The 18,244-nt window shown below is 70.9% G+C and carries 13 protein-coding genes, 1 tRNA gene and 2 pseudogenes; 7 read left to right on the forward strand and 9 right to left on the reverse strand.

Going from position 1 to position 18,244, the window contains the following annotated elements; genetic code table 11:
• Both corA and LNW72_RS10330 read left to right on the forward strand, forming a co-directional pair.
• Window positions 1–993, forward strand: coding sequence for a magnesium/cobalt transporter CorA (gene corA / locus LNW72_RS10325; RefSeq protein WP_250980089.1), 993 nt, complete (start codon window positions 1–3; stop codon window positions 991–993).
• 286 nt (window positions 994–1,279) lie between these two features.
• A complete protein-coding gene (locus LNW72_RS10330; protein ID WP_138354776.1) occupies window positions 1,280–1,885 on the forward strand; it encodes a hypothetical protein in 606 nt (201 codons plus the stop codon).
• A gap of 72 nt (window positions 1,886–1,957) precedes the next feature.
• Here the strand turns inward: LNW72_RS10330 and LNW72_RS10335 are convergent, their stop codons facing one another.
• Window positions 1,958–3,007 carry an LLM class F420-dependent oxidoreductase gene (locus LNW72_RS10335; RefSeq protein ID WP_250975131.1) on the reverse strand — a complete coding sequence of 350 codons (1,050 nt, stop codon included), beginning with the start codon at window positions 3,005–3,007 and terminating at the stop codon, window positions 1,958–1,960.
• 126 nt (window positions 3,008–3,133) lie between these two features.
• Here LNW72_RS10335 and LNW72_RS10340 point away from each other — a divergent pair, with 126 nt between their 5' ends.
• Both LNW72_RS10340 and LNW72_RS10345 read left to right on the forward strand, forming a co-directional pair.
• Window positions 3,134–4,114 (forward strand): aldo/keto reductase, encoded by a 981-nt coding sequence (locus LNW72_RS10340; protein WP_250975132.1) that lies wholly within the window; start codon window positions 3,134–3,136, stop codon window positions 4,112–4,114.
• Between the two features lie 341 nt (window positions 4,115–4,455).
• Window positions 4,456–6,627: a helix-hairpin-helix domain-containing protein gene (locus LNW72_RS10345; protein ID WP_374117405.1), complete on the forward strand. Its 2,172-nt coding sequence runs from the start codon at window positions 4,456–4,458 to the stop codon at window positions 6,625–6,627.
• A 135-nt stretch (window positions 6,628–6,762) separates the two neighbouring features.
• Here the strand turns inward: LNW72_RS10345 and LNW72_RS10350 are convergent, their stop codons facing one another.
• Window positions 6,763–7,371, reverse strand: a complete 609-nt coding sequence (locus LNW72_RS10350) for a hypothetical protein (RefSeq protein WP_250975133.1) — start codon at window positions 7,369–7,371, stop codon at window positions 6,763–6,765.
• Window positions 7,372–7,418: 47 nt separating this feature from the next.
• On the opposite strand from LNW72_RS10350, the gene LNW72_RS10355 reads away from it, so the two are divergent.
• Entirely contained in the window at window positions 7,419–7,607 is a 189-nt protein-coding gene (locus LNW72_RS10355; protein ID WP_138353264.1) for a DUF5703 family protein, read from the forward strand.
• Between the two features lie 112 nt (window positions 7,608–7,719).
• Here the strand turns inward: LNW72_RS10355 and LNW72_RS10360 are convergent, their stop codons facing one another.
• The 3 genes from LNW72_RS10360 to LNW72_RS10370 form a co-directional block, all read right to left on the reverse strand.
• A complete protein-coding gene (locus tag LNW72_RS10360; protein WP_250975134.1) occupies window positions 7,720–8,754 on the reverse strand; it encodes a chaplin family protein in 1,035 nt (344 codons plus the stop codon).
• Between the two features lie 172 nt (window positions 8,755–8,926).
• A complete protein-coding gene (locus LNW72_RS10365) occupies window positions 8,927–9,160 on the reverse strand; it encodes a chaplin (protein WP_250975135.1) in 234 nt (77 codons plus the stop codon).
• A gap of 131 nt (window positions 9,161–9,291) precedes the next feature.
• Window positions 9,292–10,629: a M20/M25/M40 family metallo-hydrolase gene (locus tag LNW72_RS10370; RefSeq protein ID WP_374117202.1), complete on the reverse strand. Its 1,338-nt coding sequence runs from the start codon at window positions 10,627–10,629 to the stop codon at window positions 9,292–9,294.
• 208 nt (window positions 10,630–10,837) lie between these two features.
• On the opposite strand from LNW72_RS10370, the gene LNW72_RS10375 reads away from it, so the two are divergent.
• A tRNA-Leu gene (locus LNW72_RS10375) sits at window positions 10,838–10,922 on the forward strand.
• 182 nt (window positions 10,923–11,104) lie between these two features.
• Complete coding sequence (locus tag LNW72_RS10380) at window positions 11,105–13,123, forward strand: TerD family protein (protein WP_250980091.1); 2,019 nt, start codon at window positions 11,105–11,107, stop codon at window positions 13,121–13,123.
• Window positions 13,124–13,151: 28 nt separating this feature from the next.
• On the opposite strand, the gene LNW72_RS10385 is transcribed toward LNW72_RS10380, so the two are convergent.
• The 4 genes and pseudogenes from LNW72_RS10385 to LNW72_RS10400 form a co-directional block, all read right to left on the reverse strand.
• On the reverse strand, window positions 13,152–15,350 hold the full coding sequence (locus LNW72_RS10385; protein WP_250975136.1) for a DEAD/DEAH box helicase: 2,199 nt from the start codon (window positions 15,348–15,350) through the stop codon (window positions 13,152–13,154).
• A gap of 69 nt (window positions 15,351–15,419) precedes the next feature.
• Window positions 15,420–15,662, reverse strand: coding sequence for a hypothetical protein (locus LNW72_RS41595; RefSeq protein ID WP_250980490.1), 243 nt, complete (start codon window positions 15,660–15,662; stop codon window positions 15,420–15,422).
• Window positions 15,663–16,070: 408 nt separating this feature from the next.
• A pseudogene (locus tag LNW72_RS41600) lies at window positions 16,071–16,205 on the reverse strand (hypothetical protein); the annotation flags it as partial.
• A gap of 176 nt (window positions 16,206–16,381) precedes the next feature.
• Window positions 16,382–18,040 (reverse strand): annotated as a pseudogene (locus LNW72_RS10400) (DUF262 domain-containing protein); the annotation flags it as partial.
• Window positions 18,041–18,244 lie beyond the last annotated feature (204 nt).

Genomic DNA, 18,244 nt, shown 5'->3' on the forward strand with positions numbered 1-18,244 from the left:
ATAGCCATCGTGATCGTGGACTGCGCCATCTACAAGGACGGGCACCGTACCGAGGGGCCCGACGACCTCTCCGATGCCCTGGACCAGGCGCGGGCGTCGGGCGACGCCTTCCTCTGGATCGGGCTGCACGAGCCGACGGAGGACGAGTTCGACCTGGTGACCTCGGAGTTCGGTCTGCACCCGCTGGCCGTCGAGGACGCCCTGACCGCACACCAGCGCCCCAAGCTGGAGGTCTACGACGATTCGCTGTTCGTGGTCCTCAAACCGCTGGACTACGACGACGCGGCGGCGACGGTCACCTCCGGTGAGCTGATGGTGTTCATCGGCGACGCCTTCGTGGTGACGGTCAGGCACGGCGAGGGCAGCGCGCTGGCCGAGGTGCGCCGCCGGCTGGAGAAGGATCCCGAGCTGCTGAAGCACGGGCCGCCCTCGGTGCTCTATGTGATCAGCGACACAGTGGTGGACCACTACGTGGAGATCGCCTACGAACTGCAACTGGATCTCGATGAGTTGGAGTCGAGCGTGTTCACCCCGAACGCCGGCGACACGGCGAACACCGCGAGCACGATCTACACCTTCAAACGCCAGGCGCTGGAGTTCCGCCGTGCCACCGGTCCGCTGATGGACCCGATGGCCCGGCTCGCGGGCGGCGGGGTGCCGTTCGTCTCGGAGGCCAGCCGGCCGTTCTTCCGCGATGTCGCCGACCACCTGACCAGGGCGAACGAGCAGGGCGAGAGCCTGGACCGGCTGCTGTCCGACATCCTCGCCGCGCATCTCACGCAGGTGGGAGTGCGGCAGAACGACGACATGCGCAAGATCTCGGCGTGGGCGGCGATGGCCGCGGCGCCGACGATGATCGCCGGCATCTACGGCATGAACTTCGACCACATGCCGGAGCTCCACCAGACGTGGGGCTATCCGGCCGTCATGACGCTGATGGCGGGCATCGTCGCGGGCCTGTACCGGTTCTTCAAACGGCGCGGGTGGCTGTAGCGGGGTGGGGGCGGGTGGTCGCGGCCGGGCGGGGCGGGTGACGGTGACCGTACGGTGTGGGTGGCGGTGACGGTGCGGGGCGGGTGCCCGTGGGGCGTAACTCCTGGCCCGCTGAGGCGTTGTGTTTGCTGACGGCCGTGGCGGGGAAGACCCCCGAGCCCCCACCACGGCCGCAGAATCCCAGCGATCCGGTCGAGCCTCCTCATCCCGCACTGTCTTACCTCCTGGGTAAGGTGCAACGGGGGCTGAGGGGCCAACGAGGCCGTGAATCGCGAAGCAGGTGGACATGTTCAGCAAGGCGACGAGGAGCCGCCCGACCACGCGCCGGTCGGGTCCGGCGGGGTCGGACTGGTCGCCGTACGAGCGCCTCGAGGACGCGTCGGACGCCTACTTCCTGCACGCGGACGTCGCGTTGGACGCGATCAGGGGGGTGCTCGGACGCCGCAAGGTCCTCGGTTTCACCCTGGAGCGGGTGGTGGATCTGACGGAGGCCGGGACCTCGGTCTGGCAGGAGGCGGCGGTCTGCGACGGCCGGCGGCTGATCCTGTGGCACAGCGAGGAGTTGGCCGACGACAGCGCACCCGGCGGGACCGTGCTGGACTCGTCGGTGCAGGTGCTCCCGCTGAACTCGATCGGCCATGTCGGGATGCGGACGCTGGTCGGCAGGAACGAGCAGGGGGTGCGCGTCGACCGCGGGGTGTACCTGGTGCTCGCGACGTCGATGCCGCACGAGTTGAGCGCCGTGCAGGGCGATCCGGACTCACCGGTCGCCGCCGCCCGCTTCCGTCCTGAGGCGTTCCGCTTCAGCAAGTCGCTCGACGACGGCGGACCGGGCCAGATAGCCCGGCTCGTCGCGTTCGGACGACTGCTGGGACGGCTGGTGCCCAGCTGAGACCCTGACGGTCCCCGTCGGCACCTCAACCGGCCCCGGTCCCGCGCGGGACCGGGGCCGGTCCTCTTCCGGCTACGCGAGGCCCGCGCGCTCCATGGCCTCGACTCCCGCGCGCAGCGCGGCGACCCGCTCGTCGAGCGTCCAGCCGGCCGGGGTGACGGTCAGGGTGGTGACACCGGCGGCCGCGTACTCCTGCATGCGGTCCGCGATCCGCTCGACCGGGCCCAGCAGGCTGGTCCGGTCGATCAGCTCGCGCGGGATGGCGGCCGCGGCGCCGTCCTTGTCGCCCGCCAGGTACTTGTCCTGGATCTCGGCGGCTTCCTTCTCGTACCCCATGCGCTGCGCGAGCCGGTTGTAGAAGTTCTGCTTCCTGCTGCCCATGCCGCCGACGTACAGGGCGGTGTAGGGGCGGAAGATGTCGGCGAGCGCGTCCACGTCGTCGCCCAGCGCGAGCGGCAGCGTCGGACAGACGTCGAAGCCCTCGAGGGTCTTGCCGACCTTGGCGCGGCCCGCGCGCAGCGGGGCCAGCGAGGTGTCCTCCATGTTCTCGGCGGCGCAGAAGAGCGTCAGCGCGCCGTCGGCGATCTCGCCGGTCTGCTCCAGGTTCTTGGGGCCGATCGCGGCGATGTACAGCGGGATGTGCTCGCGCACCGGGTGCACGGTGAGCTTGAGCGCCTTGCCGGGGCCGTCGGGCAGCGGCAGCGTCCAGTGCTCGCCCTCGTGCGAGAGCCGCTCGCGGGCCATCGCCTTGCGGACGATCTCGACGTACTCCCGGGTGCGGGACAGCGGCTTGTCGAAGCGCGTGCCGTACCAGCCCTCGGAGACCTGCGGTCCCGAGACGCCGAGACCCAGCCGGAAGCGGCCGCCGGACAGCGAGTCGAGGGTGGCGGCGGTCATCGCGGTCATCGCGGGGGTACGGGCCGGGATCTGGAAGATCGCCGAGCCGATGTCGATGCGCTCGGTCTGCGCGGCCACCCAGGAGAGCACGGTCGCGGCGTCGGAACCGTACGCCTCCGCGGCCCAGCAGACCGCGTAGCCGAGCCGGTCCGCCTCCTGGGCGACGGCCAGGTTGTCCGCGTCCATCCCGGCGCCCCAGTAGCCGAGGTTGATTCCGAGCCGCATGCCGCTCCCCTTACTGATGAGTAACGTCTCTGTCACTCCGGACTTTAGCGCCATGGCGTGCTGCGCGCGCCTGTCGGGTTCGTCACTGCTGCCCAATCAGCCACTTCACCAGTAATCTCAGCGGTCATGGAACAGAGGCACCTCGGGCGCACCGGGTTGCGCGTGTCGCGGCTCGGCCTGGGCACGCTCACGTGGGGGCGCTACACCGGGGAACGCGACGCGGCCGACCAGCTGAAGACGTTCTGGGAGGCGGGCGGCACGCTGGTGGACACCGCCGACGTCTACGCGGACGGCGGCGCGGAGTACGTGCTCGGGCGGCTCATCGAGGACTTCGTCCCCCGCGCGGATCTGGTGATCGCCACCAAGGCGGGCAGCGTGCCCGATCCCGACCGGCGCTTCGACTGCTCCCGCGGCCACCTGCTCTCGGCCCTCGACGCCTCCCTGCAGCGGCTCGGCACCGACTACGTCGACCTGTGGCAGGTGCACGCCTTCGATCCGGTCACCCCGCTCGACGAAACGCTGCAGGCCCTCGACATCGCCGTCACCTCCGGCCGGGCGCGGTACGTCGGGGTGTCCAACTACTGCGGCTGGCAGCTCGCCAAGGCCGCGACCTGGCAGCGCGCGGTGCCCGGCCGGACCCCGCTGGCGAGCACGCAGATGGAGTACTCGCTGCTGCAGCGCGGCATCGAGCGCGAGGTGCTGCCGGCCGCGCTCGATCTGGGCATCGGCCTGCTGCCGTCCTCCCCGCTGGGCCGGGGCGTGCTCACCGGCAAGTACCGCAGCGGCACGCCCGTCGAGTCGCGCGGCGGTTCGGAGGAGATGGCGGCCTTCGTCGACCCGTACCTCGACGACACCGCCCGGCTCATCGTCGACGCCGTCACCACCGCGGCCGACGGGCTCGCGGTCCGGCCGATGGACGTCGCGCTGGCCTGGGTCCGGGACCGGCCGGGAGTGACCGCGCCCATCGTCGGCGCGCGCAACGCGCAGCAGCTGGCGCAGGCATTGTCAGTGGAGGCCCTTAGTCTTCCGGGTGAGATCTGCCAGGCGCTGGACGATGTGTCGGCGCCGCTGCACCGCTACCCGGATCACGACTGGAGCACGCTCTGAGCGAGCCCGGCCGGGGATCCGCCGCACCACGCCGCACCACGGAGGCCCACGTGACCGAGGACCGCACCGACCAGGACGTCGCGACGCCCGGCGCCGACGGGCAACCGCCCACGGCCCCCGCCCGCCTCGCCGAGACGGAGCGGGCCCAGGAGCGGGTCATAGACGATGCCGCCGCGCCGCTCGTCCCCGCCCCGGCCGCGCGGGCCGGCGCCCGTGCCAAGCCCGCGGTCGACCTGGCGGACCTCGCCGCCGCCATGCGCTCCATCGAACGCGGCGACAACCCCGCGGCCCCCGCCCCCAAGGGCGATGCCGCGGCCGCCCGCCGCAAGCGCCGCGACGCGATGGCCGCGGAGGCGGCGAAGCTCCAGGCCGCCGAGGCGGCGGCCGCGGCGGGCGGTCCGGTGCCGGGGGCCGACGTCGCCGAGGTTGCCGAGGTTACGGAGGGGGCCGGAGCAGCGGAGGGGGCTCAGGGTTCCGAGGGTTCGGACGGTTCCGAGGGTTCCGAGGGGGCGGACGAGTCGGCTGTCGCCGATGGTCCGGAGGCCGCCGCTGCGGAAGATCAGGACGCTGCGGAGTCGGCGCCCGACGGGTCCGCCGATCCCTCTGAACCGCCCGCGCCTTCGGAGACGGAGGCGGAGAGCCCCGACGACGCCGGGGAGGACGAGCCCGAGGAGGTCGTCGCGGCCGAACCCGTTGCGGCCCCGGCTCCAGCCGCAGTCCCCGCTGAACGGCCGGTCCGGGAGCGGGCGGAACGCGAACCGGTCCGTCTCGCGCGGGTGCCGGTGGTGTACGACCCGGCCGCCGTCGAGGCGGTGCGGGCCGTGCTGGCCGAGGGCGGGGCGCCCGCGGAGCTGGCCGAACCCGCGGTGGCGGCGCTCGGCGAACGGGCGGCGCAGGCACTGCGCGAGGATCCGTGGCAGGTGCTGTCGCTGGCCGGCGTGCGGGTCGAGCACGCGGACGGGTTCGCGCGGGCGCTGCTCGGCGGCGAGTGCGGGCCAGACGACGAGCGCCGCGTACGGGCCCTGGTCGTGTGGCTGTTGGAGCGGGCCGCCGAGCAGGGGCACACCGCCCTCGAATCGTCCGTGCTGCGCACCGCGCTGGAGAAGCAGTCGGTCTCCGGCGCCGAGGAAGGACTGAGCGCCGCCATCGCCGAGGGCCGCGTGCTGGTGTTCCAGGACGCCGAGGACGTCCCCGGGGCGAAGCCCGCCGCGACGGACGAGGGGGACGAGGGGCCGCCGGTCCGGCTGCTGCTCGGCCTCGACCGGTACGCGCTCGCCGAGGAGAGCCTCGCGGACGGCCTGGACCGGCTGCTCAAGACCTTCGAAGGCGACGATCTCGACTGGGAGTCGGCCGCGGCCGCCACGTCCTCGCCGTCCGCCGCCGCGCTGGTCCGTGCCGCCGCCGTCAGTGGTCTCGTCACGCACACCGGTGGCGAGGCGGCCCGTGCGGAGCCGGCCGCACTGGTCGCCGCGGCCCGGGAGCTGGGGCTGCGCGCGTATGCCGCCGCGTACACCGCGGAGGGCCGGCGACGGCTGGCCGCGCACCTCGGCGAGGACACCGCCGTCACCGTCGCCGGGCTGCTGTCCGGGCAGGAGGGTCCTGGCCGGGAGGCCGACGGGAGCCTGGCTCTGGACGTGCTGGCCGTGCTGGACGCCCCGCAGCTCGACGTGGAGCTCTCGGCCACGCTCGTCGAGGCCGTTCCCGACGGCGCGCGGCTGGTCCTCAGCGGTGACCCCGGGGTGCTGTGGTCGGCCGGGCCCGGCCGGGCCTTCGCGGATCTGCTGGCGGCGAAGACCTGCCCGCAGGTGGCGTCCAGGACCCCGGACCCGGGGCCGATCGGCGAGCTGGTGTCGGGGATCGGCATCGGGGAGCTGACGGCGGTGGAGGCCCCCGGCAAGGAGGTCGTCATCGTCCCGGTGCGCGACCCCCGCGAGGCGGTGCACCGCGCGGTGCAGCTGGTCGCCGACTCGGTGCCGCGCGTCATCGGGGTGCCCGCCACGGAGACCCAGGTCATCACGCCGGGCCACGGCGGCGCCGTCGGCACCCAGGTGCTGAACGCGGCGCTCAAGGAACGGCTCAATCCCGGCCCGGGCCGGTTCGGCGGCTTCGACCCGGGCGACCGGGTGGTGTACGCGCCGGAGCCGGGCCTGACGCTGCCCGGCACGGTGCTGTCGGCCGATCCCGAGGGTCTGAACCTGGACTGCGCGGGCACCCGGGTCCTCGTACCGCGCGACCAGGTGGCGGCGCTGCGGCACGGATGGGCGATGACGGCACAGCAGTCCGCCGGGCTCCGCTGGCCCGCCGTGGTCGTGGTGCTGCCGGGCGACGCGGTGCAGGCGCTGACCCGTGCGTGGGTCTACACGGCCTTCGGCCGGGGCGAGCGCCACCTCTCGGTGGTGCAGGGCGCCGATCAGGGCCTGGCCCAGGCGGTGGCCGGCATCCCGGCGAAGGACCGTACGACCCGGTTGCGTTCGGTGCTGCGCGAGCAGGCGCGCGAGCAGGCGGCGGAGTGAGCCGGGCCGGGGCGGACGGAAAAGCGTCCGCCCCGGCAATCGTTTTCCTGCGGAGTCCGGCTCTGGCCGTCCGGCCCAGTTGTCCGGGGCCTTGGTCGTCCGGGGCCTTGGCCGTCCGGGCCCAGTCGTCCGGCTCTAGTTGTCCGGGTCGAGCGCGCTCAGCTCGTCGTCGAAGACCGAGCTGACGTCGAACCGGCAGATGATCAGTTGGGGGTCGGCCTGATCGAACGGGGTGGCCAGCCAGTCCCCCGGATCGGCGGGCTCCGCGGCGGAGACCCACAGGGTCGAGTCGCCCTCCTCGAGCCCGAACTCCTTGTGCCGCTGGGCGATCTCGTCCGGCTCGTACTCGCCGAAGAGAATGCCGACGGCCGCGTTCACCCCGGTGTCAGGTCCGGAGTCGGCGTCGGCGACCCGGCGGGCCTGCAGCAGCAGCCGCTGCGGCTCCACGATGCTGTAGTCACGGCGGATCAGCACGCTGATCGCGGCAGGTTCATCGGAGCCCGCGTACTCGGGCAGCGTGTCACCGGACGGCACCTCGAAGGGCGTGACCTCGTCATAGGCGTCGTACAGCAGCTCGTCATAGGCCTCGGCGGCCGAAGCGAGATCGTCGAAAGCGGTGTAGACGGCGGGGTCGTCCTCCCCCGTCCGGTTCTCGATCGCCTCAAGGTGGCGGTCCAGCGCGGCTTTGACCGCCTCAGCGGCGGCACGTACCTCGGCAACGGTGGGCTGCACGTCATCAGACATGGTGCAGACGCTATCCGCACCAGGGCGTTGCCCGCACAATAGATGCGATGCCGGAATACGAATTCACAGAGATGTACGTCCCCCGGGGTGTGTCCCGGAAGGACGCGACGCGACTGCTGACCGATCACGCGGAGTACGGCCACTGGGAGTTGGACCGGCTGCGCCTCTACCCCGACGGAAGCCGCCGGGTGCGGCTGCGCCGCCGGATCATCCGCCAGGTCAGAGCAACCTGGTGAACTGACATCAACCCATAACGCATAAATGGGACCCCGCGACCGCGGGGTCCCATCGAGCTGTCCCGCCGAGCCGCCCGGCTGGCCTCGCGGCCCGCCCTGCGGCTCCCTTCCGTCAGCGACGGGCGGCGCGGTTACGGCGGTAGAGCATCCCGCCGCCGAGCAGCAGCGCGGCGCTGGTCGGCAGCGCCATCCCGATCGCACCGGCGCCGGTGGCGGCCAGCTGAGCGGTCGGGTGGTGCGCGGCCGGAGCGTAGGGCGACGAGGGCCCGCCCGGGTTGGAGTGACCGGTGCCGGGGGTTCCGGGGTTACCCGGGGTGCCGGGGTTACCAGGCGTGCCGGGGTTACCAGGCGTGCCGGGGTTACCCGGGGTGCCGGGGTTGCCGGGGTTGCCAGGCTGACCCGGAGTGCCGGGATTACCGGGCGTTCCCGGGTTACCGGGCTGGCCGGGGTTGCCCGGAGTCCCCGGGTTGCCAGGAGTACCGGGGTTACCAGGCTGGCCAGGGTGACCGGGGTGCCCCGGATGTCCAGGCTGACCCGGGTGGCCGGGCTGACCGGGGTGGTTCGGCTGGCCCGGGTGATTCGGCTGGCCCGGGTGCCCCGGCGTGCCCGGGTTTCCGGGGTGACCCGGGTGACCCGGCGTGCCCGGGTTCCCCGGATGCCCAGGCTGGCCGGGGTTGTCGGGGCAGTCGTCGGAGCCGTGCGGCGCGTGCCACTCCGTGTTCCCGCAGCCGTTGCCCATCGCGGGGTTGAGGGCGCCGATCACGGTGATGCTGTTGCCGCACGCGTTGACCGGAACGTCGACCGGAACCTGCGCCGAGTTGCCGGAGAGAACGCCGGGCGAGTGCGAGGCACCGCCGTGCGCCACCGCCCCGGAACCACCCGCTCCGCCCCGTCCGCCATGGCCCGAGACGTTCGCGCAGCTGTTGCCCATCGCCGGGTTCAGCAGCCCGATGACGTTCGCCGTGTTCCCGCACAGGTTCACCGGTACATGCACCGGCACCTGCACGTTGTTGCCCGACCCGACGCCCGGCGAGTCGGACGTGGTGCCGACGGCACCCGAGTCCGCAAACGCGAAGCCGCTGCCGGCAGCGAGAACGCCGCCCGTCGCGACCACGGTGATCAGGCCCTTTTTCGCGACCTGTCGCATAGCCTTCCCTACCTTCGCTGTCAGTGAGTCCCCGGGGTCGCGGCCCCGGGAAGGGAACGGACGGCTGTGAAATCCTTGTCCGATTCCCCCATAAAGACCGAGGGGCCCCGGAGCGCGGAATAAGCACTCCGGGGCCGGCCCGGTTCAGACCCTCAACGGGTCGAACATGACGTCACTGGTTGACGCAGCTGTTGCCGAAGGCGGGGTTCAGCAGACCGATCACGGAGACCGTGTTGCCACAGGCGTTGACCGGGACGTGGACGGGGATCTGGATCAGGTTGCCCGAGAGCACACCCGGGGACTGCACGGCAGCACCCTGCGCGCCGGCGTCGGCAACGGCCAGGCCCGCACCGGCGAGCACGAGACCACCAGAGACAGCAGCAGCAGCGACGATCTTCTTGATCATGGTTTCCTCCTAGTTCGAAATGCGGTCCCAGCCGCGGACCGCACAAGTCGTAACGACCCCGAAGGAAACGAGCTACGAAACTGCGGGAGCTTTCACCCGTCTCAGTTCGACTGACACAGATGGTCGAATCATCAGCAATTTTCGATGAAACGGTCCAGCACTCGAACGCCGAACTTCAGCCCGTCCACCGGAACCCGCTCGTCCACACCGTGGAACATGCCCGCGAAGTCCAGCTCCGGCGGAAGCTTCAGCGGCGCGAATCCGAAGCAGCGGATTCCGAGGTCGTCGAAGGACTTCGCGTCCGTTCCGCCGGACAGGCAGTACGGCACCGCCCGCGCGATCGGGTCCTCGGCCTTCAGCGCGGTCTGCATGGCGTCCACCAGGGCACCGTCGAAGTCCGTCTCCAGCGCCTTGTCGGAGTGCACCGACTCGCGCTTCACCCGCGGGCCGAGGATCCGGTCCAGGTCGGTGAGGAACTCCTCCTCGTAACCGGGCAGGAAGCGCCCGTCGACGTGTGCCGTGGCCTGGCCGGGGATCACGTTCACCTTGTAGCCCGCGCCGAGCATCGTCGGGGCGGCGGTGTTGCGCAGCGTGGTGCCGATCATCTTGGCGATGCCGCCGAGCTTCGCCAGCGTCGCGTCCATGTCCTCCGGGTCGAGCTCGGTGCCCAGCGCGTCCGACAGCTCGTCGAGGAAACCGCGCACCGACTTGGTCATCCGCACCGGGAACTTGTGCCGCCCCAGTCGCCCGACGGCCTCGCACAGCTCGGTGATCGCGTTGTCGTTGTTGGTCATGGAGCCGTGCCCGGCCGTGCCGTCGACGGTGAGCCGCATCCAGTGCATGCCCTTCTGCGCCGTCTCCACCAGGTACAGCCGCAGGTTCTCGTTGACGGTGAAGGAGAAGCCGCCGACCTCGCCGATCGCCTCCGTCACCCCTTCGAAGAGGTCCGGGTGCTTGTTGACGAGGTGCCGCGCGCCGTAGACGCCGCCCGCCTCCTCGTCCGCCAGGAACGCCAGCACGATGTCGCGCGGGGGCTTACGGCCGCTGCGCAGCCGGTCGCGCACCACCGCCAGCGTCATCGCGTCCATGTCCTTCATGTCGACGGCCCCGCGCCCCCACACGCACCCGTCGGCGATCTCGCCGGAGAACGGGTGGTGCGTCCAGTCGTCGGCGTTGGCCGGCACCACGTCGGTGTGCCCGTGGATCAGCAGGGCTGGCCGGGAGGGGTCCTCCCCCGCGATCCGGGCGACGGTGGACGCCCGCCCCTTGTGCGATTCGAAGATCTGCGGTTCGAGACCGACCTCGGCCAGCTTCTCGGCGACGTACTCGGCCGCGGCGCGCTCGCCGGGCCCCGAGTGATCCCCGTAGTTGCTGGTGTCGATCCGGATCAGATCCCGGCACAGGTCGACGACCTCGTCCTCACCGGTGATCTTCCTGTCGCTCCTCGCGCCCGAAATCGACTCGCTCACGCTGTCTCCTCGTCCCTCACGCACTCCCGCGCCCGCATCCGGCGACCGCGGCGGATTCCGCTCCCCATACTCCCCCGCCCGCCCCCCGCACCCAAGAGCCACCCGCCCCACGTCATGATCCCTTCACACCGGCACCCGTGATCGGGCCCCTGGGATCTTTGCTATGGTTTACCTCGTCGCCGCGGCCGAGAGGCCTGCGGTACACCCGGTCCGGGTGGCGGAATGGCAGACGCGCTAGCTTGAGGTGCTAGTGCCCTTTATCGGGCGTGGGGGTTCAAGTCCCCCCTCGGACACCTGTGAGAGACCCTGGCGACAGGGTCTTTTTTCATGTCAGGACTTCCCAGGGCAAAGGTGTCGCTTCCGGCGCTAAGGTTCAGCGAACGCACTTGGAGACGCGTCCCAACTGCGTTGACAGCGCGACCGGTTGCCCGGGTTCGCCCGCGCGGCCATGCACCGAGGGGGCCTCATGCGGGAAATGACCAAGGGCGCCAATGTCGGCCTGGCGACGTTGAGCGAGGACACCGGCTCCGTGATCGTGAGTCTGGGCTGGAGCAGTGCGACCGGGGACGGGGACGCGGATGTCTCCGTGCTCCTGCTCAACGCCGACGGCAAGGCCCGCAGCGACGCGGACTTCTTCTTCTACAACCATCCGGCCGCCCCGGACGGCAGCGTTCAGCTGCTGGGCAAGACGCCCACCGCGAACGGTAACGAGGACCGGATCAGCCTCGATCTGACGGCGATGCCCGCGGACGTCCAGCAGGTCGTCGTCGCGGCCAGCCGGTACGGCGACGATCGGTTCGGCACCCTGGAGGACCTGCGGCTGACGCTGGCCGACGGTTCCGGTGAGAACCTCCTCGCGTTCCCCATCACCGACGCGGGCGTCGAGAGCGCGTTCATCTTCGGTGAGCTGTACCGGCGGGGCGAGGAGTGGAAGTTCCGGGCCGTCGGGCAGGGGTACGAGACCGGGCTCGGCGGACTGGCCACGGACTACGGCATCGACGTCGATGACGCCGATGAGGACGTCGACGATGCCCATGAGGCGGAGGAGGAAGGTGCGGCGGTCGTTGCTGATGTGCCGGCCGCGCCGCCGCCCGCCTTCGAACATGAGCCGGTCCCCGAGGTTCCGGTGCTCCCCGCGGGAGCCGCCGCCCCCGAGAACGTCCCCGAAACCCCCTTACCGGTGAAGCGCCCGCGTACCGCCAAGAAGAAGGTGACGCTGCCCAAGGCGACCAGGAAGTCGCTCGCCGAGAACGACTCCTGGCGGCCCTCCCGGCTCTTCCCGGCCTCGTCCCTCAAGAGCGACCACGAGCGGGAGACGCGCGCCACGTCCATCCTGCTGTCGGTGATGGCCGAGGTCCCCGAGTTCGGGCGCCGGCTCACCGCCGCGTTCGGGGCTCCCGCCGGCCGGATGGAGACGTTCACCGAAGTCTCGCTGCCGCACGGCGAGACCCCGAAGCGCCCCGACGGCGTCATCCGGGTGGAACGCGCCGGCCGGCTCTGGACCGCCCTGGTCGAGACGAAGACCAACGGCAATCCGCTCAAGGGCGAACAGGTCCAGGACTACATGGACATCGCGGCCCGCCGGGGCTACGAAGCCGTGATCACCGTGTCCAACGACGTGGCTCTGGAAGGCAGCCCGCTCGTGGACGTGAAGATCGACGGGCGGCGCAAGCACAAGGTCGCCCTGTGGCACCTGTCCTGGGCCGAGGTCACCCAGCAGGCCCAGATGCTGATCCGCCACGAAGGCGTCGGCAGCGCCGCACACGCCTCGCTCCTCGAGGAGTTCCTGCACTACCTCCAGCACGAGAACTCCGGCTGCCACGGCTTCCAGAACATGGGCCCCGCGTGGGTGCCGGTGCGCAACGGCATCGACGAGGAGACCCTCTGCCAGGGCGACCAGCGCGCGGTGCAGGTCGTCGAGAACTGGGAGCGGCTGATCCGGCAGGTCTGTCTGCGACTCGGCGGTGAACTCGGCCAGAAGGTCCTGCCGGTCCAGCGCGCGAAGCGCGGTTCCGATCCGCAGTCACGGCGCGCGGCCCTCGCCGACAAGCTCTGCGACGACGGCCGGTTGCACGCGGAGATCCGTATCGACGGCAGCGTCGGGATCCTGGCGATCACCGCCGACCTGCGCACCGGAAAACTGCGGATCTCCCTGGAGATCCCGCGCTCCGAGCAGGGCTACCCGCTCTCGTGGACCAAACGCCTGGTCCGCCAGCTCGCCGAGGCCCCGGCCGACCTCCATATCGAGACCCTGGTCGAGGGCCACGGCAGCGGCCCCCGCGGCACTCTGGAGAGGCTGCGCCCCGAGCCCGGTGACCTCCTCCCCAAGGACGGCGGCCAGATCACCGGGTTCCGCCTCTCCCTCTTCAAGGGCATGGGCAGTTCCCGTGGCAGTGCCGAGTCCGGCTTCATCCGCAGCGTCGACGCCGCGGTGGACCGGTTCCACTCCACCGTCGTCACCCAACTGGAACGCCCGGCGGCCCGCCGCCCGTAGCGGGGCGGGCCGTGCCACGGGGGTCGGTTCACGAAGCCTCGTCCCCCGTGGCGGAGGTGGCGAGGCGGAGTTGTTCCTCCGCCACGATCTGGCGGGCCAGGGACTGTTCGGAGATGTCGACGGCTTCGGGGGTGGACTCCGCGGTGTCGCTGCGGCGGGCGTAGGCGTCGAAGAGGCGCTTCTTGCCGTCGAGGATTTCGAGCATGCGCTGGTCGATGCTGTCGGCCGTCAGGAGGCGGTGGACCTGTACCCGGCGGACCTGGCCCATCCGGTGGGCCCGGCCGATGGCCTGGGACTCCATGGTGGGTTTGACCTGGGGTTCGCAGAGGATGACGACGGACGCGGCCTGCATGTTCAGGCCGACTCCGCCCGCCTGGATCTGGCTGAGCAGCACGGCGTGGCCGGGGGTGGCCGTGAAGTCGTCGACGAGTTGCTGGCGTGCGGTGACGGCCACGCTGCCGGTGATGGGGCCGAGGGCCGCGTCGCCGAGGGCTTCCCGCACGGCGATCAGGACATCGCGGAAGTAGGAGAAGACGACGACCTTCGCGTTGTTCTCCGCGGCCTCCCTGACGAGTTCCAGCAGGCGCTGGAGCTTCGCGGACTTCGTGGGGTCGGCGTAGGCGGCCCGCCGCATGGCCATGAAGTTTCCGGCGGTCACGGCCGAGCGGTACGCGGTGAGGTCGGCGGCGGTGAACTCCTCCCACTCGTCGACCTGGATGAGCTCGGGGAGTTCGGTCAGCACGTCCAGCTGATTGCGCCGGAGGTAGGCGGGGGCGACGGCGCGGCGGAACACCTCAGAGCCGGCGACGGCGTCGCTGTTGCGGACGTGGGGCACGAGATCGGGCTGGAGGTAGTGGACCAGGTTGCGGAACTCCTCGACCCGGTTCTCCATCGGCGTGCCGGTGAGGAACAGGACGTGGCCGGCACGGGCCGTCCAGCGGGCGACGGATCGGGAACGGCGGGCCGCCGGGTTCTTGACGTAGTGCGCTTCGTCGACCACGAGCATGCCGACCGTGGTCTCCTCCGGGACCACCAGGGTGTTCAGGCCGTCGAACGTGGTGACGGCGACATCACCGCACCGGAGCCACTCGTCCAGAGCGGCTTCGCGGTAGGGGCCGTGCACCCGGTACGCGTCCAGCGTGCTGCGGGATTCGATCTCCCGCGTCCAGTTGATCAGGACGCTGGCCGGGCAGACCACGAGAAAGTGCGTCCGCCCCTCCGCCTTGAGATGGGCGAGTGCGGCGATGGCCTGGATGGTCTTCCCGAGCCCCATCTCGTCGCCGAGAACCACCCGGCGCTGGGTGAGAGCGAATCGGGCCCCGAAGTCCTGGTAGCCGCGCAGTGAGACCCGGCGGTGGGTGTCGTCCAGCCGCTGGGCCCGCACCCGGCCGGAGATGTCGGTCGGCAGGAACCCCTCGGCCGCGTCCGCGTCCGGCGCCAGCCCGGCGATCTCGGCGAGCAGGCTGTAGTAGTCGGGTGAGCGGACCTGGAAGTCGATCCACGCCTCGTCGGCCGGAACCGGTGGGCGCAGCAGATCCGTGGAGGCCTGGGCGAGCAGCAGCGGCGTGGCGTCGTCCGTGCGCGCGACGAGAAGGGCGTCGATCGCCTGGACCGCGTCCTGTGCCTCCTTGCGGCCCGTCCGCCCGGCGAACAGCATGCGCAACCGCCCCCGGGCCGGCCGGGCGCCGGCCATCAGCGGGGCGAGTTCACCGTCGATCCGAGCGGCTGCCGCGACGGCCCGGGGAATGTCCGGCCCGGCGTTCACCAGCTGGTTCAATGCCGTGACCAGCTCCGTCGTACGAGGATCGGCACTCGCGTCGGGATCGATGCGGACGGTGACATGCTCCGCGACCGCCTCCGCGATCTGCCGCGCGGCGGCTATCGCCTGAACCGCGCTCTGCGCACCGATGCCGGGGAGCTGCTGGAGCGCGTACTGCCGGGCGTCCAACACCTGCCGGACCGTGGAGTACCCGGCCTGCTCCAGGGCGGTCAGCCGCAGCCGGCCCTCGGTCACGTCCTTGAGCCGGGAGACCGGAATGCCGTCCAGCTCACGACGGACCAGCTCGTCCTTCAACGGGTCCAGGGCGCTCCGGACCGCGGCGCGGGCCTGATCGTGATCGGCGATCACTCCCCTGGCAGCCGCCATGAGGGCGTCAGCCCTCAGAAGCACCTCCCTGGCTCCCTTGCCGGCAGGCACCGCCTTCCGCTCCAACCCGACCCCACCCATGGCGCCCCTCGTGATCCACCCGCTCCGGTTCCGTCACATGATTCACCGGCTCAGGGCTGTCCGGACGACTTATCCCGCATCACGTTCGCCGGCGTGCAGGGCAGTGGTGTGAACGAACCACTCGAGGACGGCACAGATCTCGTCCGGGCGAGAGGCGAAGACATCCAGCGGGAAGGTGGGATACAGCTCCAGCTTCGCCTCGGCCAGATCGATGCCGTCGATCCGGTTGAACCGCAGCAGGAGTTCACGGCGCAGCGCCGCGTCGTCGAAGGGTGCCCGCTCCTTGAGGTGTCCGAAGGGGACCTCCGCCACGCCGGTCACCGGGTAGAGGCCGAGCGGCCGCATCGTTCGGGAGCGCGGTGAGGTTCCGACGTCGAGGAGGGGGAAGCAGCTGGTCTCGGCGCCCCTTCCGTAGTCCAGGTGGCACGCGGGATCCTGCTGTTGCCAGAAGCGGAGCACGCTGCGGAGGCTCTCGTTCGTGGCCGGCGCTTGGTTGGTGGAGAGAAGTTCGCCGAAGCGGGTGGCCCGGTCGGTCGTGTCCGCTGCCGGGGAAGGGGTCGTGACGTCGTCGTGCGCCCGGAGTTCCTTTCCGAGCAGCTCGGCCAGTTCCTCCGCGACGAGACGCGACGGCCGGTGGGCGCGGCCCGCCTCGTCGAAGCCGACTCCTTCCGCTTCGAGCAGTTCTCGCGGTGAGCGATCAGCGGGCTCATAGGCGGCCGAGACACGTCCGTCGGCATTGAGCACCCGGTAGTCGCCGTGCACGCCCTTGGCCGTGAGGAAGGTCCCCACGGCGACGGGGTGGCTGCCGATGAGTTCGGCGATCGCCCCGTAGGTGGTCCACGTGCCGGCCGGCATCGCGAGAAGGGCGGCCCGCAGTTCGGCCCAGCCGGGCCATTCGTCGTCGGCGCCGGGAGCACCGTCCTCGGGTCCGGGCCACAGTTGGACGGCCCGCTCGGAGAGCGCGTCCGCGCGGAGAGCGCGTCCGCGCGGACCAGGATCTCGGCCTTCCCCCAGCCGGATGCGCCGGCGATCTCACGGTTCATGCGCAGGGCGCTGCCGTCCAGGATCTGTTGCTTGCGCTGGAAGGGGTGGTTCGACAGCTTCGAGTTCTCACCGGTGAGGGTCAGATTGCCGAGGGTGTGCACCAGCAGGTCGCGCAGGTCCTGCGGGGTCTGGCCGTCCTCGGTCTCCTTCGCGAGCAGCTCGAACCACGCCTCGGCCGGATGCTGCGGAAGGACGTGTTCGACGGTGAGCGCGGCCTTGGCGAAGTCGACCGGCTCGGCGGAGTCGTAGCTCTCCTCCAGCCGGCGAAGCACGTAGTGGCGCTGGTGGGACTTTCCCGCCCAGTAGAACGGCTTGGTCCTTACGGCGGCGGAGAGTTCAGCGTCCGTGGGCCAGTAGCGGCGGCGGCCCGACAGGTAGTGCCGGATCGCCTCGGGTACCGGCAGATGCGACTTCTCCAGCTCCTTGGGGGCTTCGACGAAGATCCGGTTGAGACTGCTCGGAGAGATCTGACAGATGAGACGCCTGACGAGAAAGCTCTCCACGTACGTCAGGGATTCCACGGCGGCCTCCGCGTCGAGCCGGCCGGCATCCACCAGATCGAGCACCTGCAACGCCACCGGGTAGTACGTCTGGTTGCCCCAGTCCGCGAGCCGCGACAACACCTCGCGCAGAGCCGGGTGCTGCTCCCGCTCCGGACGCAGGACGCGCAGCAGGCGCTCCGACAGCCGGACGAGGTCCGCGATCTCCGCCCTGAGCGCGTCCTCATCACCTTCCACCGGCTTCAGACGCTGCTGCTGGGCTTCGTAGATCTCACTGACCTTCGGTTTGGACACCCCCCGCAGCACAAGGTCCAGCCAGAAGAGCAGTTCCAGGTTCTTCGGGCCGAGGCCCTGCTGCATGGGCAGCCACAGCTCCTGGTACACCTGCTCACCCTGTCGGGGCAGCAGCATGAAGAGGTGGTTCCGCAGCAGGTCGCTCTGCTGCAGCTGGACACCCGTGTTGTTGATGGACTTGAAGATCCGGTAGACGTTGTCCCCGGGCTCCGCGGTGATCTCGACGATGGAGAGCAGCCCGCCCAAAACGGTGACGACCACTCTCGCCCAGGTGTCTCCACCTTCCTCCTGGCCCCGCGCTAGCACGCCCCGGAAGAACCGGTAGGCATGCCCGATGTTGTCCCCGCCCCCGGCGCGCGGGCTGCCCGCGACGCACGCGATGAAGGCGCCGCGGTCCGCCTGGGTCGGCAACAGCCGGTAGTGGTCGTTGCCGTCAAGGAACTTGTTGACCAGATACTGCTCGTGGATCTTCTCCGCGAGCATGGCGATCTCCTGACCGCCGGTTTCGCGAATGTGATCGCGCAGCGCGGTGAACGCCACCATCAGGGTCGTGAGCCGCTGTTGCCCGTCCACCACCAGCCAGCGCGATACGCCTCCGGCGCTCATCTGGCCCGGTGCGAGGACGACGGAGCCGAGGAAGTGGGACGGCGTCCTCACTTCGGCCATGGCCTGGCCGACCAGCTCCGTGACGTCGTCCCACAGCTGCTTCAACTCCTTGTCCGTCCAGCTGTATGTGCGCTGGTAGAGAGGCACCTGGAACTGCTTCTCCCCGGCCACCAGCTTGCTGAACGTGACTTCCTCGGCATGCACGACGCGCCTCCCCTGGCGTGGCCGATGTGCCTCATCGACCACTTGGCGTCACCCTACGCGCACCCTCCGACAACGAGTCCCCGCCCAACGCCCCACGGAACAGCGGAGCTACGCCTCCGCCGGGCGGCGGGCGGTCGGCGGCGGGCCGTGAACGTGAGTCGGTCGCCGCGCCCGGGCCCGGGCCGACTTCGAGCAGATGGGCGCCGAGATCGACGTCGCGCGTGACCGCGGGCAGGACGTCGTTCC

Origin of the sequence: Streptomyces sp. RKAG293 (genome assembly GCF_023701745.1) — a bacterium.
In the GTDB taxonomy this organism is placed as follows: Bacteria; Actinomycetota; Actinomycetes; order Streptomycetales; family Streptomycetaceae; genus Actinacidiphila.

What these genes read in the sequence shown, in the direction of transcription:
- LNW72_RS10360 (WP_250975134.1), bottom strand. Translation starts at nt 8,754, where the DNA reads ATGCGACAGGTCGCGAAAAAGGGCCTGATCACCGTGGTCGCGACGGGC.
- LNW72_RS10365 (WP_250975135.1), bottom strand. Translation starts at nt 9,160, where the DNA reads ATGATCAAGAAGATCGTCGCTGCTGCTGCTGTCTCTGGTGGTCTCGTG.
- LNW72_RS10350 (WP_250975133.1), bottom strand. Translation starts at nt 7,371, where the DNA reads ATGTCTGATGACGTGCAGCCCACCGTTGCCGAGGTACGTGCCGCCGCT.
- LNW72_RS10355 (WP_138353264.1), top strand. Translation starts at nt 7,419, where the DNA reads ATGCCGGAATACGAATTCACAGAGATGTACGTCCCCCGGGGTGTGTCC.
- LNW72_RS10385 (WP_250975136.1), bottom strand. Translation starts at nt 15,350, where the DNA reads ATGGGTGGGGTCGGGTTGGAGCGGAAGGCGGTGCCTGCCGGCAAGGGA.
- LNW72_RS10340 (WP_250975132.1), top strand. Translation starts at nt 3,134, where the DNA reads ATGGAACAGAGGCACCTCGGGCGCACCGGGTTGCGCGTGTCGCGGCTC.
- LNW72_RS10330 (WP_138354776.1), top strand. Translation starts at nt 1,280, where the DNA reads ATGTTCAGCAAGGCGACGAGGAGCCGCCCGACCACGCGCCGGTCGGGT.
- LNW72_RS10380 (WP_250980091.1), top strand. Translation starts at nt 11,105, where the DNA reads ATGACCAAGGGCGCCAATGTCGGCCTGGCGACGTTGAGCGAGGACACC.
- LNW72_RS10335 (WP_250975131.1), bottom strand. Translation starts at nt 3,007, where the DNA reads ATGCGGCTCGGAATCAACCTCGGCTACTGGGGCGCCGGGATGGACGCG.
- LNW72_RS10345 (WP_374117405.1), top strand. Translation starts at nt 4,456, where the DNA reads ATGGCCGCGGAGGCGGCGAAGCTCCAGGCCGCCGAGGCGGCGGCCGCG.